The sequence below is a fragment of the Chitinophaga hostae genome (genome assembly GCF_018224885.1).
GTDB lineage: Bacteria > Bacteroidota > Bacteroidia > Chitinophagales > Chitinophagaceae > Chitinophaga > Chitinophaga hostae.
This window is the reverse complement of record NZ_JAGTXB010000002.1, coordinates 569,515-592,170: the sequence shown is the minus strand read 5'-3', so window position 1 is coordinate 592,170 and position 22,656 is coordinate 569,515. Positions and strand designations below refer to the sequence as shown.

At 47.1% G+C, this 22,656-nt stretch carries 15 protein-coding genes; 1 reads left to right on the top strand and 14 read right to left on the bottom strand.

What is annotated here, in order from left to right; all coding sequences use genetic code 11:
- Nucleotides 1-175: 175 nt before the first annotated feature.
- From KE626_RS06710 to lepB, 14 genes are all read right to left on the bottom strand, one after another.
- A complete protein-coding gene (locus KE626_RS06710; RefSeq protein ID WP_211972083.1) occupies nt 176-1,201 on the bottom strand; it encodes a FecR family protein in 1,026 nt (341 codons plus the stop codon).
- Nucleotides 1,202-1,267: 66 nt separating this feature from the next.
- Nucleotides 1,268-1,855, bottom strand: coding sequence for an RNA polymerase sigma-70 factor (locus KE626_RS06705; protein WP_211972082.1), 588 nt, complete (start codon nt 1,853-1,855; stop codon nt 1,268-1,270).
- 114 nt (nt 1,856-1,969) lie between these two features.
- Nucleotides 1,970-3,070, bottom strand: a complete 1,101-nt coding sequence (locus KE626_RS06700) for a TlpA disulfide reductase family protein (RefSeq protein ID WP_211972081.1) — start codon at nt 3,068-3,070, stop codon at nt 1,970-1,972.
- Between the two features lie 6 nt (nt 3,071-3,076).
- Nucleotides 3,077-4,492, bottom strand: a complete 1,416-nt coding sequence (locus KE626_RS06695) for a RagB/SusD family nutrient uptake outer membrane protein (protein WP_211972080.1) — start codon at nt 4,490-4,492, stop codon at nt 3,077-3,079.
- 13 nt (nt 4,493-4,505) lie between these two features.
- Entirely contained in the window at nt 4,506-7,781 is a 3,276-nt protein-coding gene (locus KE626_RS06690; protein WP_211972079.1) for a SusC/RagA family TonB-linked outer membrane protein, read from the bottom strand.
- Between the two features lie 89 nt (nt 7,782-7,870).
- Nucleotides 7,871-9,034 (bottom strand): FecR domain-containing protein, encoded by a 1,164-nt coding sequence (locus KE626_RS06685; RefSeq protein WP_211972078.1) that lies wholly within the window; start codon nt 9,032-9,034, stop codon nt 7,871-7,873.
- A 52-nt stretch (nt 9,035-9,086) separates the two neighbouring features.
- The gene (locus KE626_RS06680) at nt 9,087-9,659 is read right to left on the bottom strand and encodes a sigma-70 family RNA polymerase sigma factor (protein WP_211972077.1); all 573 of its coding nucleotides are present in this window, start codon (nt 9,657-9,659) and stop codon (nt 9,087-9,089) included.
- 338 nt (nt 9,660-9,997) lie between these two features.
- Entirely contained in the window at nt 9,998-11,407 is a 1,410-nt protein-coding gene (locus tag KE626_RS06675) for a glycoside hydrolase family 30 protein (protein WP_211972076.1), read from the bottom strand.
- A gap of 120 nt (nt 11,408-11,527) precedes the next feature.
- Nucleotides 11,528-13,099: a RagB/SusD family nutrient uptake outer membrane protein gene (locus KE626_RS06670; RefSeq protein WP_211972075.1), complete on the bottom strand. Its 1,572-nt coding sequence runs from the start codon at nt 13,097-13,099 to the stop codon at nt 11,528-11,530.
- A 20-nt stretch (nt 13,100-13,119) separates the two neighbouring features.
- The gene (locus tag KE626_RS06665; protein WP_211972074.1) at nt 13,120-16,476 is read right to left on the bottom strand and encodes a SusC/RagA family TonB-linked outer membrane protein; all 3,357 of its coding nucleotides are present in this window, start codon (nt 16,474-16,476) and stop codon (nt 13,120-13,122) included.
- A 293-nt stretch (nt 16,477-16,769) separates the two neighbouring features.
- Nucleotides 16,770-17,957 (bottom strand): FecR domain-containing protein, encoded by a 1,188-nt coding sequence (locus KE626_RS06660; protein WP_211972073.1) that lies wholly within the window; start codon nt 17,955-17,957, stop codon nt 16,770-16,772.
- A gap of 62 nt (nt 17,958-18,019) precedes the next feature.
- Nucleotides 18,020-18,610: an RNA polymerase sigma factor gene (locus KE626_RS06655; protein ID WP_211972072.1), complete on the bottom strand. Its 591-nt coding sequence runs from the start codon at nt 18,608-18,610 to the stop codon at nt 18,020-18,022.
- Between the two features lie 100 nt (nt 18,611-18,710).
- The gene (locus tag KE626_RS06650; protein ID WP_211972071.1) at nt 18,711-19,616 is read right to left on the bottom strand and encodes a YheT family hydrolase; all 906 of its coding nucleotides are present in this window, start codon (nt 19,614-19,616) and stop codon (nt 18,711-18,713) included.
- A gap of 380 nt (nt 19,617-19,996) precedes the next feature.
- The gene (gene lepB, locus KE626_RS06645) at nt 19,997-21,184 is read right to left on the bottom strand and encodes a signal peptidase I (RefSeq protein ID WP_211972070.1); all 1,188 of its coding nucleotides are present in this window, start codon (nt 21,182-21,184) and stop codon (nt 19,997-19,999) included.
- Nucleotides 21,185-21,461: 277 nt separating this feature from the next.
- Here lepB and KE626_RS06640 point away from each other — a divergent pair, with 277 nt between their 5' ends.
- Entirely contained in the window at nt 21,462-22,439 is a 978-nt protein-coding gene (locus tag KE626_RS06640) for a sugar phosphate isomerase/epimerase family protein (RefSeq protein ID WP_211972069.1), read from the top strand.
- Nucleotides 22,440-22,656 lie beyond the last annotated feature (217 nt).

Here is a 22,656-nt window from a genome sequence, read left to right as displayed (position 1 = left end):
GTCATTTTTCATAAGTTTGTGTTGGATTGTTGAAGCAATAGACACCCCTTTCCTTCAAAGCAAGGATGTCTGTTTCTGATAACATTTTCGGGGGGAATGCCGCAATCATTCTCCCCTTTTTCATTTTGCTGTGGTGATTACACTAATGGCATAACATACCTGATTTTGGGTGAAATTATTTCCTGCTTATTCTCAAAACCCTGCTGGCCTGATTGTAATGGTAGGTAAACTGCCCGGAAGAGCGGCTTAATACAGTCATTACTTCATTGATCTGTTCTCCTTTTATACTACCGGAAAATTCCAGTTTCTTCAATACCGGTTGCTCAAATACAACAGTGATATTATACCACCTTTCCAGTCGCGTGGCCAAACTGGCAAATGATTCTTTATCAAAGGAAAGCGTGTTGTCTTTCCAGGCAATTTCTGTAATTGGTTGTTTTGGTTTATTCCACAGCAGCTCCCATTGTGGTGTAAAGGTGCTGCTGCCTGTGGGATGGCGGGTCAGGATAAGCTTTTGACCCGGCTTCAACAATGCCTGGTGTGTGCTCCCCGGCTGCTTGTATTGTAACTGTACGCTTCCGCTGATCAACGCAGCTTCCACCATCGTTTCCTCCGGGTATGCCCGCAGGTTAAAAGTGGTGCCCAACACCTTTACGGTAGCGTCTTTCACCCGTACTTCAAACGGAATATCTGCCTGGCGGGCTACATCAAAATAGGCTTCGCCCTCCAGTTGCAGCAAACGTTGATGGATGCCATAGTTGTCGTCGTACACTAATTTACTGCCTGCATTCAGCCATACCAGGGTGCCATCGGGCAAGGTCACCTGGCTGCGTGTACCACGATTGGCGACTACTTCGTGGGAAGTTATTTTTTGTGCCCGGGAAACCAGTAAAAAATAACCACCGGCGCCAAGGAGTAAAAACAATCCGGCTGCCCAGGCCAACCGGCTGCGCCAATGCCGGGCGGGCGCTTTTGCCGGCGCCAGTTCAGGCACCCGCTGCTCCAGCAAAGCCAGCAGGCGTTGCGCCTCCTCCGGCGATACTGCCGGCATTTCCTGCTGCCATACCTGCTCCAGGGTTTCACTGGTGCGGAGCTTATCACCATGTTGCGCCAATAACGCCTCCAGCTCCGATAATTCATCCGGAGTTGCTTCACCATTAAGCTTGCGTGCTGTTAATATCCAATATCGCTGTATAGGCATCAAAAACTGGTTCGTCCTGTTAATAAGACAAACCAACTTTCCAAATCACCTAAAAAGATTTAAAAATTATTTTACAAGGTGGGAATCCACCGCAGCGTGGATACGTTGTAGGGCAATGGCCAGCTGGCTATCAATCGTGCGTACGGAAATACTGAGAATGGCGGCGATCTCTTTATACTTTAATTTTTCTTCCCTGGCCAGCCTGAAGATGAGCTTACATTTTGGAGGGAGCTTATCGATCGCCTCCTGCATGGCCAGCGTCATTTCTCCCATGATCAGCTGCTGCTCGGGGTTGGTGGGGGCTACCAATGGTTCCAGCAACACTTCCATGTCCTCAAACGCATAAAAGGTGATCCGGTCGCGCCGCTGCAGGTAGTTCATACAGGCATTTCTGACACTGGCAAAAAGATACACCCGGAGATGCTCTATTTTCATCAACCCGCTGCGGTTACTCCATAAGGCAGCAAAAATATCAGCCACAATATCCTCCGCCGCCAGCGGATCTTTTACAAAGGAGTGGGCAAATTTCGACAAACCCGGCATCAGGTGCAGATATAATGCCTTGAAGGCATTACTATCATTGTTCAATGCTATATTTTCCTGCCAGGTGCTGATCATAACGAGTATACAGGCAATATAGAGAACCTTTCCCATGGTTGGGCAGGGTTGTTAAAGGAGCGTCACTAATTGTGAAAAAATCATCACCGTAGTGCGGACATAAAAAAGGCGGCGCCCGGTTAAAGGCGCCGCCGATAGGCATAATGGCGGTTATAATATCTCCTTCAGTTTTTGTTGCAACGCCTCCCCTCTCAGGTTTTTGGCGACTATCTTCCCGGTAGGATCTACCAAAAAGTTAGTGGGTACTGAACTTACACCATATAACTTTACCGCAGGATTCTTCCAGCCACTCAGATCAGATATATGCGTCCAGGTAAGATGATCTTTGGCAATAGCTGCTTTCCACTTTTCGGCGTTGTCGTCCAGGGAAACACCAAGAATGGTAAAGCCCTTGTCTTTATACGCTTCGTAAGCTTTTACTACATTAGGGTTTTCAGCGCGACAGGGACCACACCAGCTCGCCCAGAAATCTATCAGCACATATTTTCCTTTGAAGTCTGCCAGCGATACTGTTTTCCCGTTTACATCCTTCATGGAAAAAACAGGCGCTTTTTTCCCCTCCGATGTTTTAGCAGCGGTGGCAAGAAAAGCCTGGATGGTTTCTCCATACAGCGAGGTCTTAGCTACAGGCCCCATCTTATCATACCACTCTTTTGCTTCCTTATCTTTACCCGGACCGGTATGAAAACGGTTAACAAGGTATGCTTCCAGCACCGTGTTATGCTTTGTGGTGATGTAATGCTGCACAATACTGTCGCCTTTTAAATCCAGTCCATGGAACCCAGCTGTCACCGCTGCCGCAGTCAGTGAATCCACCTTACCGCCATTGGCTTTACGGGAAGAATCATATAACGCATTCAGGCTATTGGCTACAGGAAATAATGTTTGCAGCGCACCATCAAAGGCAGTCCAGTCCTTCTGCGCAGGTCCGCCGGTGATCACTGCTTTTTCCAGGTTATGATCAGGGCTTTCCACCGTCGCCTTACCGTTTTTCTCCAGCATCAGCGATCTGTATGCCTGTGTGCCGGCAACATTCAGGTGATAAAGATTCGTGCCGGAAGATTTTATGGTAAAAAGAAATTTCCCGTTTTTTATCTCGGCAGAATCTTTTACCTCCTCCTGCTTAACATCATAGCTCAGGTATGCGCGGCCGCTGCTGCCGTCTTTAATAGTTCCGTGTATCACTGACTGTGCTTGAGTTACAGCCGACAGGAAGAGAAGTGCCGCCGAAACGGTGAGTAGTTTTTTCATATGTTATTAGTTGTTGTAACCATCATTTTGACTGATAGCCGGGTTTGTATTTAATTCGTATTGAGGTATGGGCCATAGGACCGAAGTAGGTTTCCAGGTTGGTTTCAATGCACGCAATACTTCATCTGCTTTATTAGTGCGAACCAGGTCAAACCAGCGATGTCCCCACTCGGAAAACAGTTCTATTCTTCTTTCCTGTGCTACCGCAGTTAACAGCGCATTCTTATCCAACCCGGCCGGAAGCAGCGGCAGTCCTGCTCTTGAACGGATACTGTCCATATCAGCAATGGCGGGTACCGTATTACCCAGTTGTGCATTTGCTTCTGCGCGGATCAGGTACTGTTCACCCAAACGAAACACAATTTCATACTCCGCAGCATTGGCGGGAACGGTAGAAGCGCCCACCCGCACTTTATATTTTGCAGGATAGAGATAATTAACGTTGTTATATTTCTTGATGCCGGTCCAGTTGTCCAGGCGTTTGTCACCTGCTTCAAATGCCTTGACCAATCCCGCATTCAACGCATACTTCGGTGCAGACGAAGCACTGGTATCCGGAACGAACATGTTACCGGTAAAGGTATTTACGCCCCTGTTGCCCACCGGCATCAGTTCCCATATTGCTTCTCCGCTCTCCTTCAGGAATACTTTATTCAAATCTTTCACTAACGTATACGGCCCTCCGATAATTTCTCCTGCTTTTGCGGCGGCTTCCGCGTACCTGCCACGATACAGGTAAGCACGGGCCAGTAATGCAGACGCGGTATAGCGGTTGGGCCTTACCTTGCCGCTGGTGGGATAAGTAGCCTGCAACAAGCCTTCTGCCAATTTAAGATTAGCAATAATGGTATCGTATACCACTGCTATTTCACTCCGTGGCAATGCGCTGTTAGTCTGGTAGTCAGTCGCCTCCGTTAAAGGTACTTTGCCATACAGGTTGGTGAGCTGGAAATAAATAAAAGCGCGGAGAAAATAGGCTTCTCCCAGCAGCTGTGATTTCGTGGGCGCACTCACGCCGTTTGGCGCCTGCAGCCCTTGTAAAATAGCGTTCACCCGGTACATGGAAGCGTAACCGTACTGCCAGCAATAATCCGCCGCCGAACTGGACTGGAAGGTGAGCTGGTTGGTGCTGAACTCCAGATCTGCCTGATTAAAGCTATAAATTTCATCGGCGGTTAAACCGCTGTAAACACTCAATGTACCATTGGCAACCCGCGGATAGGAGGAAATCATCATATCCTGGTATACACCGGATATTGCTGCCAGTGCATTGGCATCGTTATTAAAAAGATGGTCTGCCGGCACCACATCTTTTGGCGGATCAGCATCCAGGAATTTCTTGCAGGATACCATCGTTACACAACATAACAGCAATACTATCAGCAGGCTGTTCTTTTTCGTATATACATTTACGTTTTGCATCTTTCAAATCATTTTACAAGGATAACTGGATACCTGCAGTGTACATTTTCAATGGCGGCTGGAAAATCCCCTGTGTTTCAGGGTCAAAGCCGAGATAATTGGTAATGGTCAGCAGGTTTTGCCCCTGGAGATAAATACGACAACTGCTCAGTTTTAACTTCGACATCAGCGCGGAGGGTATATTATATGCCAGGTACACGTTTTTCAGGCGTATAAAGGACGCATCGCCCCAGTTTTCAGAAGAGGTCATATAGTTATACCAGGTAGGCAGGTACGTAGTTGCTTTCGGGATATTGGTAACATCCCCCGCCTTTTGCCAGCGGCCCAATGCGCTCACATCAAAATTACCCAGTGCCCCGATATTGTTCCAGGCGTTGTTGTAATAATTATATCCCGATTGTTTGCTGTACTGGAAGAAGATATCGAGCTGCCAGTTTTTGTACCGCAGGGTGTTCTGCAAACCGCCATAATATTCCGGCGTTCTGCTGCCCAGTACTGCGCGTTTATTAAAATCAAGACTCTCAAACCCTGGCAGCCCGGTTTTGGGATCTACCTGTGTAAGAACATATCCCTTCGTCACCATCAGCGGTTGGCCTAGCGCGTAGTTATAGCGGTTAGTAGAACTTTCCAGTCCGGGGTAACTTACCAGTTTATTTTTCGGGATCGTAATATTAGCGGATGTGGTCCATTTAAATGCACCACGGGAAATATTGGTACTGGTCAATTCCAGTTCCCATCCCTGGTTGCGCACCACTGCCGGCAGATTATATTGTATAGTGGTAAAACCGGCTGTATAAGGCAGGTTATACCCTACGAGCTGATTGGTAGTACGGTTGCTGTAAAAATTAATATTAAACAGTATCCTGTCTTTCAAAAATCCTGTTTCCAGCGCCACATCCGTTTTAGCTACCTTTTCCCACCCGAAGTCTGAATTGGCAATACGGGAAGGACTCAGCGCAGACACGCCATTATACGCGCCGCCACTCACCGTCCAGGTGGCCAGGTAGCCATAGTCACCGATCATATCGTTACCCGTAGTACCATAGCTCGACCGCAGTTTACCAAAACTTAAAAATGGCAGGTGTTCTTTTACGAATGATTCCTCTCCAAAGAGCCATGCAGCGCCAATCGCCCCGAAGTTACCATAGCGGTTTTCCGGTGCAAAACGGGAAGATCCGTCACGGCGCATCGTTGCATTCACCACGTATTTACCCTGCAGGTTATACGTTAAACGGCCAAAAAAAGACTGGTACCGGTAATCATTGAAACCTACATTGGGATTACCATAAGAAGAAGATGCCTGCAGCGAAGTAGCTCCCTGCATGGTGCCAATAACCTCATCAGTGGGGTAGCCGGTAGCGGTAATATAATATCCGTCAGATGTTCTTTTCTGCCAGGTGGCTCCCGCCAGTGCTTTCAGGTTTCCGCTACCTAATTTAATATTATAGTCCACCTGTGGTTCTACGATAAAACCTTTTCTTTTAGTATTACCAAAACTGGCGCTCGACTGTTTATAATAACGGGGATCCAAAGATGCCAGTGGGTTGGCCAGGTATTGATCCATACTGTTTTCATTATATCCCAGGTTGACCTTCACCTGCAGGTTTTCCAGTATTGCATAACGCATGGTAACGTTGCTGTTCAGGTAACCTGTTTTGTTGTTGTACCGCTGCATCAGCCTGGCTGCAGGATTGTCGCCCATATCCCAGTTCATTTTCCCATCGGCCTTATACAAAGGAAAATTGGGTGGCAGGTTGTACACAGTAGCCAGGTCACCGGAAAAATTCTTATCATCATCGTTGGTGTAATTTGTCGCAAAGGCAAGGTTAAAGCGATTGCTTTCAGATGTAAAATCATAAGAAGCATTTACCGCAATACGCTTATCACGTCCATCACCAGGATTAACGGTCGTTTCATTATGATAGCTGCTGCTGAGCATAAAACGGTTCTTGCTATCGCCGCCACTCAGGCTTACCTGTGCATTGGAGATATGTGCAGTACCACCAATTAAATATTTTTGCCAGTCGGTATAGGCATGCTGGTCATAGGTAACGAGATCGGGGGCGTTAGCTGCTGTAGGGGTAATGCTGTCGTTGGCAAAGGCTTCTTTTCTCAGTGCAAGATATTGCTCTGTATTGAGCATATCCAGCATATGCGTTACTTTTCCGGCACCGGCATATACGTTGGCGTTTACTGCCAGCTTACCGTTTCGTTTAGCCTTCTTCGTGGTAATCAGGATCACACCGTTTGCGCCTTTAGAACCATAAATAGCCGTGGCGTCTCCATCTTTCAGAATTTCAATGCTGGCAATATCATCCGGGCTGATACTGTTGAGCGGACTCCGGGAACCTTGTACCGGCGTACCCAACGCATCAAACTGGTTTAAGGGTACCGAGAAAAAAGGTACGCCATCCACAATGTACAAGGGTTCATTGCGGGTTACGTAGGGACTGTTTTCACCAATGGAATTTTGTCCGCGGATCTGCACAGACACATTGGCCCCTGCCTTTCCGCTGGTAGAAGTGATCAGTAAACCCGGCGCCCTGCCCTGCATCGCCAGCAGCGGATTACCCACCGGTTGTTCTTCAAATACAGCGCTGTTGATCCGGCTGATGGCGCCTGTATTATAGCGCTTGGTGGTAGTACCATACCCCATGATCACGGTTTCATCGAGTACGCTGGTGGCGCGCGCTAATTTTATGTTGATGACCATTCTTTTGCTGACAGCAATATGTTGGGATACGCTGCCTACATAGGTAACTTCCAGTACAGCATCTTCCGGGATACCATTCAATACATATTCTCCCTGTGATCCTGTACTGGTACCGGCATTGGTGCCTGTCACCTTTATTGTTACACCTGGTAACGGAACACCATCCGTATCTGTTACTTTGCCGGATAATGCAAATGGTTGGGCAATCACTATATTGCTGTTGCCCACTCTTCTATTTAATACAATAACCTGGTTCCGCCTGATTTCAAAACTGATGTTCCTGTTACTGAGTACATAATTTAATACGTCTTCCAGTTTTGTGTCTTTGAAATCCAATGATACTTTCTCCTGGTCATTGAGCAAACGGCTGTCGTAGAAAACGGTAAGCCCTGTTTGTTTTTTGATGGCTTTAAAAACACTTTCCAGTGTCAGTTGCTGTCCTGAAACGGTTATCCTTCTTACCTTTCCGCCATCCTGTGCATGCAGGACGCTGGTGAATGAAACGGAAAGCAGTGCGGTGATACTACCACAGACCAATAACTGCCGGAGCCATCTCCGCAGTGAGTTTCTCCCCATAAAATAGATTTTGGTTTAATCCGAAATAATCAACATCGGACTAACTACAAATGAAAAAACGGTTCGGGTGAACGGTAGTAACAAATTTTTTAAGGAAGGTAAAAATGCAGCTCCCGGCCGCTGAAGTAATAGCCTATGTGGGTAGTTGTTTGCAGATCCTGTAGAAATTCCGGTAACTTGTTCCTGGCGATCATACCTGTCACCACTGTATTTCCCAACGCCGGCTGGTCAAATATTACCTGCACATCAAACCATCTTCCCAGCGTTGGCGCTATATCGCCCAGGGCGGTATGATGGAAATAATAAAAGCCTTTCATCCAGCTGAGCACATCTTCTTCGTCAAAATGCTGCACCTTGAATTCGGATGCGTTGCCAAGCACTGCTTCCTGACCGGGTTTCAGCAGCACCTTTTTAGTGCTGTCGTATCCGGTTACTATAACGGCGCCTTCTGTCAGAGAAATAGTCTGTTTTGGCGTATAGGCATTCAAATTAAATGCGGTACCCAGTACCTGTACCGTAACATGCGATGTATACACGATGAAAGGATGGTCACTGTTTCCAGCCACTTTGAAATATGCTTTTCCGCTACTAAGATGTACTTCTCTGTTACCACCGGTAAAACTAAAGGGAAAGTGAAACCGGGAACCGGCGTCCAGCCATACCTCTGTACCGTCTGATAGCGTAATATGATAATCCATGCCGCCCGGCACCAGCAGCGTGTTCATACGATCATTGCCGCCGTTGTCCGTGTATACAAGACCCCCTGCACCATTTTTCAACTGTACATTGTCTGACTGCAGCTGTGCAATAGCGCTGTCGCCGGTAAGCGTTAACTGTTTGCCACCTGTTATCAGCATCACATTATTCTTTGCCGGCTGGTAAATCTTATTTGCCGTAACGGGAGGCTTAGGGCCCGGGCGCAATATAAAATAAAGACCAGCAGCGGCCACCAGCATGAATACGGCCGCGGCGCGCATCCACCATTGCCTGTTGGCGCGCAGTTTAATGGAAACAGGCGTTTCCTGCTTATCTGTAAAAGCGCCAAAAGCCGGCCGCTCATTAGCCGTCTGGGCGGCATGCAGCAATGCCAGCTCCGCTTCGGGGTCCAGCACGGCAGCAAAAGAGGCCGCATCCAACACCGTCGACTCTTCTTCCAGCTCCGCCCATATAGCGCGCACCTCCGCATCTGTAGCCAACAGTTGTGCCAGCTCCTCCGAAGCGGATTCGGACAAGGTGCCGGTAAGTTGTTCCATGAACAAAAGCCGTATGTGTTCGCTACTCGTGGTCATTACAGTTATAATACAATTAGTGTATCCGATCGGGTGAAGACAACCCGCTGATTTTTATTTTTTCTCTCAACAGCTTCAAGGCCAGTTTCAGGTGGGTTTTCAACGAGTTAATGCTGATCCCCATCTCATCTGCCGCCTCCTGGTATTTCTTCTGTTGCAGGTACACCAGCCGGAAAGCCTGCTGCCGCTGCGCCGGTAACTCCACCATGGCGGCAGTTACCTGCTGAAACAGGGCAGGAGAACGGCTTTCAGGAATCATATCCCGTTCCAGCTGCAAACCATATGCTTCCAGTTCCCGCTGTTGATACTCCTGCTTCTTCAGCAAATTCAGGCAACGGTTCTGCACTGCACGGAAAAGATATCCTTTGATCTCCCCATGCAGCTGCCGGTACAACTGCTTATCCCACATCTCCAGGAAAAACTGCTGCACCAGGTCTTTGGCGGCCTGTTCGTCCTGTAAAATAAAATACGCATTGGTACAAAGCATCCGGTAATACTTGAGAAAAATGGCGTCGTACGCCAATTTATCCCCGGCATTCAACCGCTGTAACAATAATATGTCCTGCTGTTCCTCCATGACTGGCTCCACGTCCGAAATACACTGGTTGATTGGTTTTTGCAGGATAAATGTAGTAAAAAAGGGATCAGGTAGTATAAGAGGCGGCGTTTTTTACCGGCGGGAATCGGTTAACGGCTTGTTATTTAAAGCCCGGGATCAAACAAAAACGGGGCATGCCGCGCATCCGGCAGCCCCGTTATGTATCTATTGTACAATTAACGTACAGATAGAATGTGATAAACTTTTCATTGCGACAGCCTTTCAGCTATCCGTAAATGAAAAGGAATTTCTTTGTCGGCAACCAGCCGCTGCAACAGCTCTGCAACAGCTGTAAAAAATAATTGCTTCATAAAATCATTAATGATCTTTTACCAGACATAAGTAGCCACCTCTCCGCCATTCAGCGACGTGGTGGCCAGTTTATGCTTTACCCTGATCTGGAACTGCTGTGGCGCATCATCTGTATTCACCACGATCAGCACCGTTTTTCCTGCCGGCGTTTTAAACGCCACATTATCCAGTTTACCGGCTATATTGGACCCAATCCTTACAGAGCCGGCCGGCACAAATTTAGCTGCATGGCCAATCACGTAATAAGAAGAATTGCGCGATATAGCACTGCCATCAATCGTAATACCGCCCAGGCACTGTGAACAACCGCCCTTATCGGTATGCGGGTTCCATTGCGCATCTGCGGCCAGGTTCCACTGCAGCACGTTGCGGCTCCAGTTACGGGTAGCGCCGATGATCAGTTTGCTGGTATTATTTTTCAGCTCATTGGCAAAGCTGCCTTTACCATCGGACCATTGCTCCGTGAAGTACAGGTGCTTCGCCGGAAATTGCTCATGCACCGTGCTCAGCGCATCGATGGTGCCGCCATATAAATGAAACGCAGTGCCATCAATAAAAGGATAGGCAGCTGTATCGTTTAATATCGACATCGGGTACTCCGGTTTATCGCAATTATGATCGTACAGGATGATCTTTGTTTTCACACCGGCTTTTTTAAACGCGGGGCCCAGGTGGTCTTTGATAAACACGGCCTGCTCCGGCGCCAGCATCAGCATGCTGGGATTATTTTTCGGATGCAGCGGTTCATTCTGGATGGTAATAGCGTCAATGTTGATACCCACCGCTTTCATCTCTTTCACATATTTCACAAAATACTGTGCATAAGCCCTATAGTATTCCGGCTTCAAACTGCCGCCGATAAAGGAATTGTTGGTCTTCATCCAGGCAGGCGGTGTCCAGGGTGATCCCAATATTTTTATAGCCGGATTCAATGCTACAATTTTCTGCAGCACCGGAATCAGGTCCTTTTTTTCTTCGTTGAGATTGAAATGCTGTAACGTGGGATCTGTTTCCCCATCGGGCATATCATCGTAGGTAAACACCGACGCGCTCAGATCAGAGGCGCCAATGCTGAGGCGCAGGTAGCTGATCCCGATGCCATTATTTTTTGCCAGGAATAATTCCTTCAGCAACGCCTGCTGCTGCGCTTCCGGCAACTGATGAATAAGTGTGGCGCTGCCGCCGGTGAGCGTAAAACCAAACCCGTCTATCGTCTGGAATTTCTTTGTATCTTCTATGGTAATGGTCGCAATACCTTTATCTGTTGCGGTAAATGGCAGCGCATTGGATTGCTGTTGTAATGCCATTTTTTTTTCGGGAGAAGTTAACCAGTAACTGATCCCGTTTGTTTTTTTCTGCTGACCATTAGCAGTGATTGCACTGCCTGCCACTACGAGGCAACATAAAAGATGAGCGGTTTTCTTCATAACAAAATAAATTATTGATAGACAAAAGTATTCCCGGAATGTTGGAATTCCTTATACCGCCATTCTCCGGCAAGAAAAAAAAGGTAGCACAAGGAATCCCAAAAATACGGGAAGACAGCCTTAGCTCTTCGACCATTCCGGTGTTTGCTTCAATTTGGTATTTTCCAGTTCCAGGTAAGGAATAGGTAATATCTCGTTTTTGTTTGGCACAAAGCTCCTGTTAGGGATGGCGTTCAATACTGCTGCTGCCTGCCCGGTTCTTACCAGGTCAAAGAAACGATGTCCCTCTCCTGCCAGTTCCAGGCGTCTTTCTTTAAAAATATTATCAAAAGTAGCGTCAATAGCGGGCAGTCCTACACGGGCACGCACCGCATTTAACAACTGGTAAGCGCGGGTGCCGGCGCCGCTACCCTCCCCGGCTTTTATACGGGCTTCTGCTTCCATCAGGTAAGTATCCGCCAAACGGATTTCATACAGGTTTTGCGGAAAATTTAATTCCATTACACCACCGCCTTTGGAGATGTTGGAAGTACGGCCCACAAATTTGTTCAGGAAAAATCCCGTATCGTCAAAACTGGGGGAATAAGTCGCTTTCTTAGCATCCACCAGCTCTTTCATGTTTAATATAGTAGCAGCATAACGCGGATCACCTTTCATCACAGCTTCCAGCTGTTGGGAAACGATGAGAAAACCCCAACCCGCTACATACTGCGATACTTCATTGGTGGCAGGTGTAGGGACCAGACTGCGTGGTCCGCAGAGAATATTCAGCAGGTTACCATCTGTTTTCCCTGCACCATCGGTCCAGTTACCACCGGAATTGGCGGTATAGGATACTTCGAAGATAGACTCGCTGTTAAACTTATACGCATCTTCCGACCTCCAGAGATCTGCAAAATTCGCTACCAGTTTGTAGTTATATTTTGCGCTGGCCTGTCCGGGTGTTTCGCCATTTACTTCTTTAAATTCAGCAGCTGCTGCTGTCCATTTTTTCTCGTATAAATACACCTTGCCCAGCAACGCATGTGCAATGCCTTTTCCCATGCGGCCGCCTTCTGTGGTGCGCGGCGGAACATCGGGCAAATTGGCTTCGGCAATACCATCTTTCAGGTCCTGCTCAATTTGTTTATACACTTCTTCAGGTGTTGCCTGGGTAATGTTTTTTGTTTCTTCCGTGGAAAGCGGCGCGGTCATCAGCGGCACGCTTTTGAATAAACGAACCAGGTCGAAATAAAAATGAGCCCGCAGCACTTTTGCTTCCGCGGCATATCTCTTCTTAAGGTTTTCATCCATTGGTACGCCGGGGAGTTTGGACAGCAACACATTGGCACGATAAACACCCGAAAATCCTTTCTTCCACAACTCTTCCTGTGGCCCGGTGAGCGGCGTCAGCAGGTTTAAGCGGGTCATTACCTGGAATACGTTAATATCGCCCGAACCACCGCCACCGGTCCAGTGATCATCGGAAGCAGCATCCATAGCGCCGGTTTTGTTGGTATAATTACCGGCCTGGTAGCCCACCATATCATATATGGCCACCAAACCATTATAGGCTTCCTGCTGGTTCTTGTAATAACTGCTCTCAAGGAAATTACCTTTGGGAGCAACTGTTACAAATTTATCACTGCAGGCAGCAGCCAACTGTAAGCCTGCTGCAATAGCCACTATATATTTAAAGTTTCGTTTGTTCATTTTAATCAGCTTTAAAATTATCAGAAAGTAACATTCAAACCACCCATAAAGGAACGTGCCTGCGGATATACGCCACGGTCAACACTCAATGCATCGGTACCGCCAATTTCCGGATCGTAACCGGTGTATTTGGTGATGGTAAGGAGGTTTTCACTCATCACGTATACACGTATTCTCTGTAAGCCAATTCTTTTTACCATAGCAGATGGCAGACTATAACCTAATTGAATGGTCTTGATTCTGAAGTACCCGCCGTCTTCGAGGTAAAAAGAAGATAACCTGTTATAGTTGCTGTTAGGATCTGATTGCGTTAATCTTGGATGAGTAGTGGATGGATTTTCCGGTGTCCAGCGATCCAATGCTTTGGTCGACCAGTTTGCATTTGGAATATCGAGGCGGCGTAAGCCCTGGAAGATTTTATTACCGGTGGCGCCCTGTCCGAATGCTATGATATCAAATCCTTTATAGGCAGCGCTCAGCGTAATACCATAGGTCCAGCTGGGAGTTGGGTTACCGATAAACGTACGGTCCTTGTCCGTGATCACGCCGTCTCCATCAAGATCTGCCCATTGAAAATCTCCGGGCTTCGCGTTTGGCTGTATTTTCTGTCCGTCTTTGTTCGTATAAGCGTCAATGGTTTTCTGATCCTGGAAAATGCCCAGCGACTGGAAACCATAAAAAGAGTTAAAGGCGTGTCCTACCTGTGTTCTCACAATGCCGGGCATATTCTGGAAATTCACATTTTTATCATCCAGTTTTTCTACACCGTCGCCCAGGAAAGTAACCTTGTTCTGCATGTAGGAAGCATTACCGTTAGCAGAAAATTCTACTTCGCCGATTTTTGCATGATAACCCAGTTCCAGTTCCACACCACTGTTAGTCATACTGCCCACATTGGCGGCAGAGTTGGCAATGGCGCCGGTAAATAAAGGCAACCGGGGTTTCATCAGGATGTCTTTTGTTTTCTTGTTATACCAGTCGAAAGCCACGGTGATATTGCGCAAAATGGTAGCTTCAAAACCTACGTTCGCCTGGCTGGTAGATTCCCATTTCAGATTAGGATTGGCCGGCGCGTTGGGACTATATCCAACCGTGTAGTCGTTTAGCCCGAAGTTATAGTTTCTGCCACTGCCGATAGTAGATTCATAAGCCTGGTCATCAATTTCATCGCTACCTACCGTACCGTAACCGCCACGGAATTTCAGGAAATCGATCACTTTGTTTTCAGGCCAGAAACTTTCTTTGGAAGCGACCCATCCCAATGAGTAAGAAGGGAAAATACCATACTTGTGATTAGGTCCGAAACGGGTGGAACCATCGCGGCGAAGGATTCCTTCTACCAGGTATTTCTCTGCATAGTTATAGTTGATGCGTCCGAAAAGGGAAGATACTTTGTGGTCCACATTTTCTTTGCCATCAGAAATACGGTTGGCAGCAGCCGACTTAAAATTAAGCGATGCCTGCTCAAAAGTTTCTGCCGGAATATCATAGAACAGCACGCTGGTTTCTTTCTGACGGTTATCCATGTAAGCGCCCTGGCCCGCCAGTAAAGTAATATTGTGTTTGTTGAAACTGCGTGTATAGGACACCGTATTTTCCAGGTTCCAGGCATAGCCCTGATGCTGGCCACGGTTAAAAGAAGTACGGGTACCTTTGGTTACACTGTTGTAGTAAAAAATGGGGGTAAAAGTTTCATCTCCCCAGAAAGAAATTTTAGCGCCCAGCGTAGAACGGAATTTCAATCCCTTTATTGGTTCCATTTCCAGGAAAGTATTGCCTACCACATTATGCGACCAGTTGTAGTTTCCCAGGTGCGTACTGATATATGCCAGCGGATTTGCAATTTCCTGCGCTACCTGGTCAGAAATACCATAAAACTGGCCGGCAGCATTTTTTCGCGCACCTTTCTGCAGGTATTGTCCTGTAGCAGATTCCGCCGGATCAGTAATCACTGCTTTTGTAATAGGGTCCAGGTTGATAGCGGAACTCAGCGGGCCTCCAAATTCGTTGTTGGTATTACCGATACCAATATTTTTTTCGTAAGAATAACCTACGTTTTCTCCCCAGGTAAGCCACGGTGTAATTTTGTGCGTGGAGTTCAACCGGAAGTTAACCCGCTCATATTTTGAAATAGCCGATGCAATCACCCCTTCCTGTTTCAGATAACCAAAAGAAGAATAGAAGGTTGATTTTTCGCTGCCACCACTGATACTCAGTTCATGATTCTGGCGGATGGCACTGTTATTAAATATTTCGGCCTGCCAGTCGGTGCCCTTGCCATAAGACGAAGGATTGGCGAATGGTAAAGGTTTACCATCATTGGTGGCTACTTCGTTTCTTAGCGTAGCATATTGGGTGGCATCCAGCAATTTGAGTTTATGTGCAGGCGCAGAAGTACCCAGGTAGCCGTTGTAGCTGACAGATATTTTACCGCTCTTTCCTTTCTTTGTTGTAACCAGGATAACGCCGGCAGCAGCACGTGCCCCGTAAATAGCCTGGGAAGCGGCATCTTTCAATACCTCTACCGATTCTATATCATATTGGTTCAGGTAACTGATACCGCCATTATCTACCACCACACCATCTATTACCCACAGCGGATTATTATTGTTGAAAGAAGTGATACCTCTTACGCGCACAGAGGAGGCAGACCCCGGCTGCCCGGAGCTGGCAGCTACCGTTAAACCGGAAGTGCGGCCCTGTAATACCTGCTCAATACGGGTAACAGGCTGCGACTCAATATCAGCGGCACGAACGCTGGAAATAGCGCCGGTTACCACACTCTTTTTCTGGATACCATAACCTACCACTACTGTTTCTGTGAGCGCGGTGTTGGCGGGCTTTAACCGGATATGTAAAGGACCGGCGGTAACAGGTACCGTTTTGCTGTCGTAACCAATAAAAGATACCAACAACATTACGCGGTTATTAGGCACTCTTAGCGCAAATTTTCCGTCAGCGTCTGCAGCCGTACCGGCGCCCGAATGCTGGATACGCACGGTAGCTCCCGGAATGGGTTCACCTGCTTCATTCGTAATACTGCCCGTAACGGTAAAACTGGAATCAGCCGCGCCCTTCTCCGGGAATACATTTACGAGGGTAATGCGGTTTCCATCTACAACATAAGCCAGTGGCTTATTTCTCAAACAAATGTCCAACGCTTCCTTTACGGATACATTGGTTACGTTGACGTTAACAGGAGCGAAAGAAGACAGCAAAGCTTCGTCATACACCACAGAGACACCTGCTTGTCGGGCCACTTCCCTGAGCACTTTTTTCAACGGCGCATTTTTTTCCGAGAGTGTGATCTGCTGCGACAATCCTTTTGCGCTGATATGCAGGCAAGCTGTAAGAAGCAAAAAGGCGGTCATTTTCATAACGCAGAACGTTTTGGTTGATAGTAATTTCCGGGTACAGGAAATTATACCACATAAGTTTAATTGCATACTTTTGTAGTGTTTGGGAATTCTTGTAAAAGAGATCGTTGATTAAGGGATTGATTTTCAAGGGATGCCCAGACATATACCGGCAGTGTTGCGAGCACTTCCGGTTTTTTTTGGGCAATACATCCCCGATTAGCTTGTTTCGGTTGTTGCCATCTTGATTAAAAATTTATCAGTTTTACTTATTATACGTGGTTTGCCATAACGTGGAACAGCAATTTTTGAACTTATCTTATAACAGTTAATTTCTTTCCTTCGAGTTTAAACCTCGCGCCGCTGCTTTCCAGCAACGACAACATTTCAGATAATGGCAGATTCCTGTTGAGTCTTCCTCCAAAAAGCCGGTTATCAACTGTTTGCGTATCTACGTCAATGTCGTACCAACGGGCTAACTGACGTAAAATGATATTTATGTTGGCATTGTCAAACTCAAAAAATCCTGTTTTCCAGGCTATCACGCCCTGTACATCAGTGTTGCGTACTGACATCAGGCCGGTGCTGTTGTCTATCGCCGCCTGTTGCCCGGGTTTCAGGTATTTCTCCACACTGCCCTGTTTCACTTTTACCGCACCGCTCACCAGCGTGGTTCGGAGCTCGGCTTCATCTTCATAGGCCATGATATCAAAACCTGTTCCGAGTACCTGCACTTCCGCCTTATTTACCTTCACTATAAACGGTTGCTTCGCATTCTTTGCCACTTCGAAATAGCCCTGGCCCTGCATTTCCACGGTACGGTTACCGCCTGTAAACGCAGTCGGATAACGCAGGCTGGAAGCGGAATTCAGCCATACCTGGGTGCCATCCGGCAGTACTATCGTAAACTGGCCGCCTCTCGGCACTTTTAAGGTATTAAATCCAATCGCCGCATTATCGCCTCCCGGTGCATATTGCAGCTTTCCATTCTGTTGCTGCACTTTGGTATCTCCCTGTTGTATCACCTGGTTACCGGCGCTGTCGAGCGTTACCACCGAACCATCGGCAAGCGTAAGCACAGCTTTGTTGGTACCCGGTTTCACATCGGTGGTACTATTCACCGCCAGCGGCGCCGATGGTTGATGGGAGCGATAGAACACCGCTGCAGCAGTTGCCAGCAATACCGCCACACTGGCGGCAGCCACCCACTTCCAGCGCCCGGATGTATTAATAGGCACTACCTTATCGCGGCGGATCGACTGCAACAATTTTTCCTCTATCCGGTTACTCAACTCTTCCGGTACTCTTGGCTGCTCTTTCATAATACGCTCAAAATCCTGCTGCATAACGGTCAGCAGGGGCTTATGCGCATCGGAAGTAAGCAGCCAGCTGTAAAGCGTAGCCATTTCCTCCGGGCTGCATTGCCCGTCAAGGTATTTTTGTAATAATGCTTGCTGATAGTCTTCCGGTTGATTCATCAGTATAAAGAACCATTTGAACACAGGTCCTGTATTATAATATCCGGAAATGAAGAAAGAGGGTACCCTCCCTGGAAAATATTTTTTTAAATCGTGGAAGCAACCAGGAACGCTGCCACCAGGATATCGCCATGGCGGAAGATATAGTCCTGTATAAACCGCATGCTGAGCACCATGTGTTTTTTAACGGTATCGCGGGAAATGCCCAGTATGGCGGCCGCTTCATCATAAGTTTTGCCTTCCTGCCGGCAAAGACGGAATACATTTAAACGCTGACTGGTCATCTGGCTCAGCGCCTCCTGGAAAAGACGGTCATATTCCCTGGCCCTCACGGCCAGGTCTGTCAGCCCGGCATCCTGCTGCGTCAGCTGCAAAAACAGCTGCTCCCGCATCTGCTCGTCGGTCGATAATTTAGCGATGGTTTTAAAAACGTGGTTGCGGGCAATCCGGTAAAGGTAACCACTGAAAGAAAGCTGCGGGTTAATACGCGCCCTGATTTCCCATATCTTCAGAAATACATCATGAACAAGGTCCTCCGCCAGGGAAGGCACTTTGCAAAAGCGTAGCAGGTAGATATAGAGAGAAGAATGGTAGTGCCGGTAAATACTGGAAAAAGCCAATTCATCGCCCGATATCATCCTCAACAACACCTCCTCTTCAGATGCCATTCGCTCCATATGAGTATAACAATTTTAATTGATGCACACCGTTCGGATGTAAATTAAAAAAAAGCAGGAAGAATACAAATACCAGGTTCCGGCTGTAAAAACGTACCCGTTACACTTGTTGCAGAAAGGCCAGCGCCCTCTTCTCTGACCAATAAAAATCCTCCCCAAAGCTTACAAAACCCACGTGTCCGCCCTGATGCGGCGTTTCCAGGAATACATACCGGCTGTTAGCTGCTATCTCATACGGATAACATTCCTTCCCTAAAAAAGGATCATCCTGAGCATTGATCACCAATACGGGTATACGGATATGAGACAGGTATTTCCGGGAACTACACTGTTCCCAATAGGTCAGCGCATCTTTAAAACCATGCATAGGCGCCGTATAGCGGTCGTCGAACTGCCGGAAAGATCTTACCTCGTTATAGCGCTCCATATTAATGCTGCCCGGGTATTGCAGCGCCTTTAAACGAAGCTTCTCACCCAGGTCGCGGATAAACCGCTGCATATATATGATGTTATGCCGTTTCTCAAGTTCGGCAGACCCGCTTTTCAGATCGCAGGGCACAGATATAGCCACCGCCGATTGAATAACCCCTTCAATGCCCGCCCCTTGTTCACCCAGATACTTCAGCGTTACATTCCCTCCCAGCGAAAAACCAACCAGGTGAATAGCGGTATACCTGTTCAGCGATAACAGGTGCGTGATCACGGTGTGCAGATCAGCTGTTTCCCCGCTATGGTAAAAACGAAGATTCCTGTTCGGCTCACCGCTGCAACCGCGGAAATTCATTGACACCGTATCAAACCCGGCGCCATTAAAGATATGCACCATACCCAACACATACTTGCGTCCCGAATTACCCTCCAGGCCATGCAAAATAACCACGATGCTTTTATTTCCCTGCTCACTGAAGTCCAGGTCCAGGAAGTCGCCGTCGGGTGTGGCAATCCGCTCCCTACGGTACTTTGCGGGGTTTATTTTCCGGAACAAAGAAGGATAGATCGTCAGCATATGACGATTCTGCAATAAAAAAGGCGCTTGATAATCTGAATTGTGTATCACCGGCATGCGGCGAAAATACGAATTCGTAGCGCTTAGTCGTATTTTCGTCGCATACCGCTGCCGCCCGGGGTATGAAAAGATCTTTGAACGTCCTTACAAAAAGCTTTCTCAGGATTTTTTTCTTGCCCAGGATTAGATTGATTACGATGATTTACAGGATTTTTTTCTTTTCTAATTTTAAAGATTCAGGAAGATACAAGCGATTTTTTTCCTATGTCTTCCTTAATCTTTTAAAATCAAATTATAATCACTATAAAAAAATCCTGTAAATCATCGTAATCAATCTAATCCTGGGCAAGAAAAAAATCCCTGGCAAGATAAAACCCGCGTTAGCGGATAGCTGAAAACATCCGCCCCCAGCGGATCCTGTTATTATGATAACTCAACCAGATGATCCAGGCTTTCCCCACAATATGATCTTCCGGAACAAAGCCCCAGAACCGGGAGTCGGTAGATTCATTGCGGTTATCCCCCATCATCCAGTAATAATTAAGTTTAAAGGTATACGAACGGGTTTCCTGGCCATTGATATAAATTTTATCCCCATCCGTCTTTAGGGTATTGTGCTCGTAGGTATCAATGATACGCTGATAAAATGGTAATGTGAGCGTATCCAGCTTTACTGTAACTCCTTTCTGCGGAATATATAACGGGCCAAAACAATCTTCATTCCATTCATAGTGTTTGGTGTCAAAAGGAAACACCCTTGAATCGGCAAAAACATCATATGTTTTTCGTGTAACGGTGGCGCCCATTGCACGAAGGGTATCCACGTTATCTGTGCTCAGGTTGTAAATAAACTTCGTAGAGTCAACGGTAGGGCGGGCAATATGGTCGCTGCCCAGCTTGTCCAGCAGTGCGCTGTCGATCGGTTTGCCATCGGGCATCGTAACATAATATCTTGCTTCAAAATGACGGGGTACCTGGCCCGGAACGCCATTGATATACACGATACCGTCAATGATCTGCAAGGTGTCGCCGCTCACGGCTACGCAGCGCTTGATCCAGTTCTCCCTTTTATCGACCGGCCGTGTCACCACCGGCGGATAATTTTTACGGACATAGTCATATCCCATTGGCCGGGCAATCGCATAGTAATCCTCATCATCTCCCGCCAGGTTCTTTAATACGCTATCTCCGCAGGGATAGTTAAATACAATGACATCATTCCTTTTTACACTGCTAAAACCCGGAAGTCGCCTGTAATCCCAGGTGATAGCAGTGGAAAACGGTTTTACATTTTTTGTAAAAGGAAGGGTATGATGGGTGAAAGGCCATGCCAGCGGTGTATTGGGGATACGTGGCCCGTAGCTGATTTTACTGACAAAAATAAAGTCATTCACCAGCAGGGTTTTCTCCATAGATGCGCTGGGGATAACAAAAGCTTCAAAAATGAACGTCCGGATAAGGGTAGCAGCAACCACCGCGAAAAGAGCCGCTTCTATCCATTCCCTTACTTTAGATTTCTTCCTGACACCTTCTTCTGCCGAGCTTACGTTGCTGAAAAAAAAATTCATTTGAACGCGGTTTTTGGATAAGTAACTCTAAACAATTTAATGAATTTAACCCGCATTTTTCCAAAATTTATATAAGCAAAAACCGCTGCTGTACGGGCGCAGGGGCCATTACACCCTCTTTTACAGGTATTATATTATTTTGTCTCTTTCTGCAAAAAAGTATTACTCCCGCCTGGTCCTTTTAAAAAATATCAACAGGATAAAATCGTTTTATTAAATTGCCGGTTATAACTACTTCACCCGTTATACATTTGTCCACGTTACAAATCTTATGAGCATGCATACTTCAAGACGTTCTTTCCTCCAGCAAACAGGTCTTATGGCTGCTGGCATGATGTTACCCGGCAGTATTTCCGCCATGACAGGCAACAGGGCCCTTCCAAAGAAAATTGGTTTACAGCTGTACACACTCCGCGACGAGCTGGCAAAAGACCCGAAGGCAACACTGGCAAAAGTGGCCGGCATTGGCTACCAGGAAGTAGAAACCTTCTACGGCTACCAGGGCGCAGCGGATAAAGGTGAATTCTGGGGACTGAAACCAAAGGAATTGAGCGCCCTGCTGAAACAGCACCACCTCAATACCCCCAGCGGTCACTATCAGCTAAACGATTACCTGACCCGCGGCAATGGCAACGCAGATGCACTGCAACCGCAAATAGAGCTGGCAGCCGCACTCGGGCAGCAATACTTTATTGTACCGGTACTCCCCCTCTCCCTCTGGGATAAAAAGCTGGTGGCAGATGACTATAAATTCATGGCCGCACAACTAAACAAAGCCGGCGAACTTTGCAAAAAGGCAAATCTTCATATCGGCTACCATAACCACTACTGGGAGTTTAAGCAACTCGCGGATGTTAACAGCACCGGTTATGATATCATGTTAAAAGAAACAGATCCCTCCCTCGTATCTTTTGAACTCGATCTTTTCTGGGCAGTAAAATCAGGCCGCGATCCGGTGAGTCTCTTTAAAGAAGCCCCCGGCCGGTTTGTCGCCTGGCATGTGAAAGACATGGATAAAAATAATACCGGTAGTCTCACCGCAGCCGGCACAGAAAACAAAACATCCATGGAACTGCTCTCCGGCGTCACTTTCGCAGAAGTAGGTACCGGCAGCATCAATTTCCGCAAAATATTCGCACAGGCAAAACTTGCCGGTGTAAAACACCTGTTTGTAGAACAGGATAAAATCACCATCGAACCATTCCAGAGCATTACCACCAGCTATAAGTATGTAAAGAATGTGCTGCTGAAGTAAGACGGAGTTTTTCTTGCCCGGGATTGTCTTGCCCAGGATTAGACTGATTTTGATGATTCGCCGGATTTTTTCCAGTGAAGATTAAAAAAGATTAGAGGAGACATAAGCGGATAGTTTCGCTCATATCTCCTCTAATCTTTTTTAATCCTATAAAATAAAAAATCCTGCAAATCATCAAAATCAGTCTAATCCTGGGCAAGACAATCCCGGGCAAGAA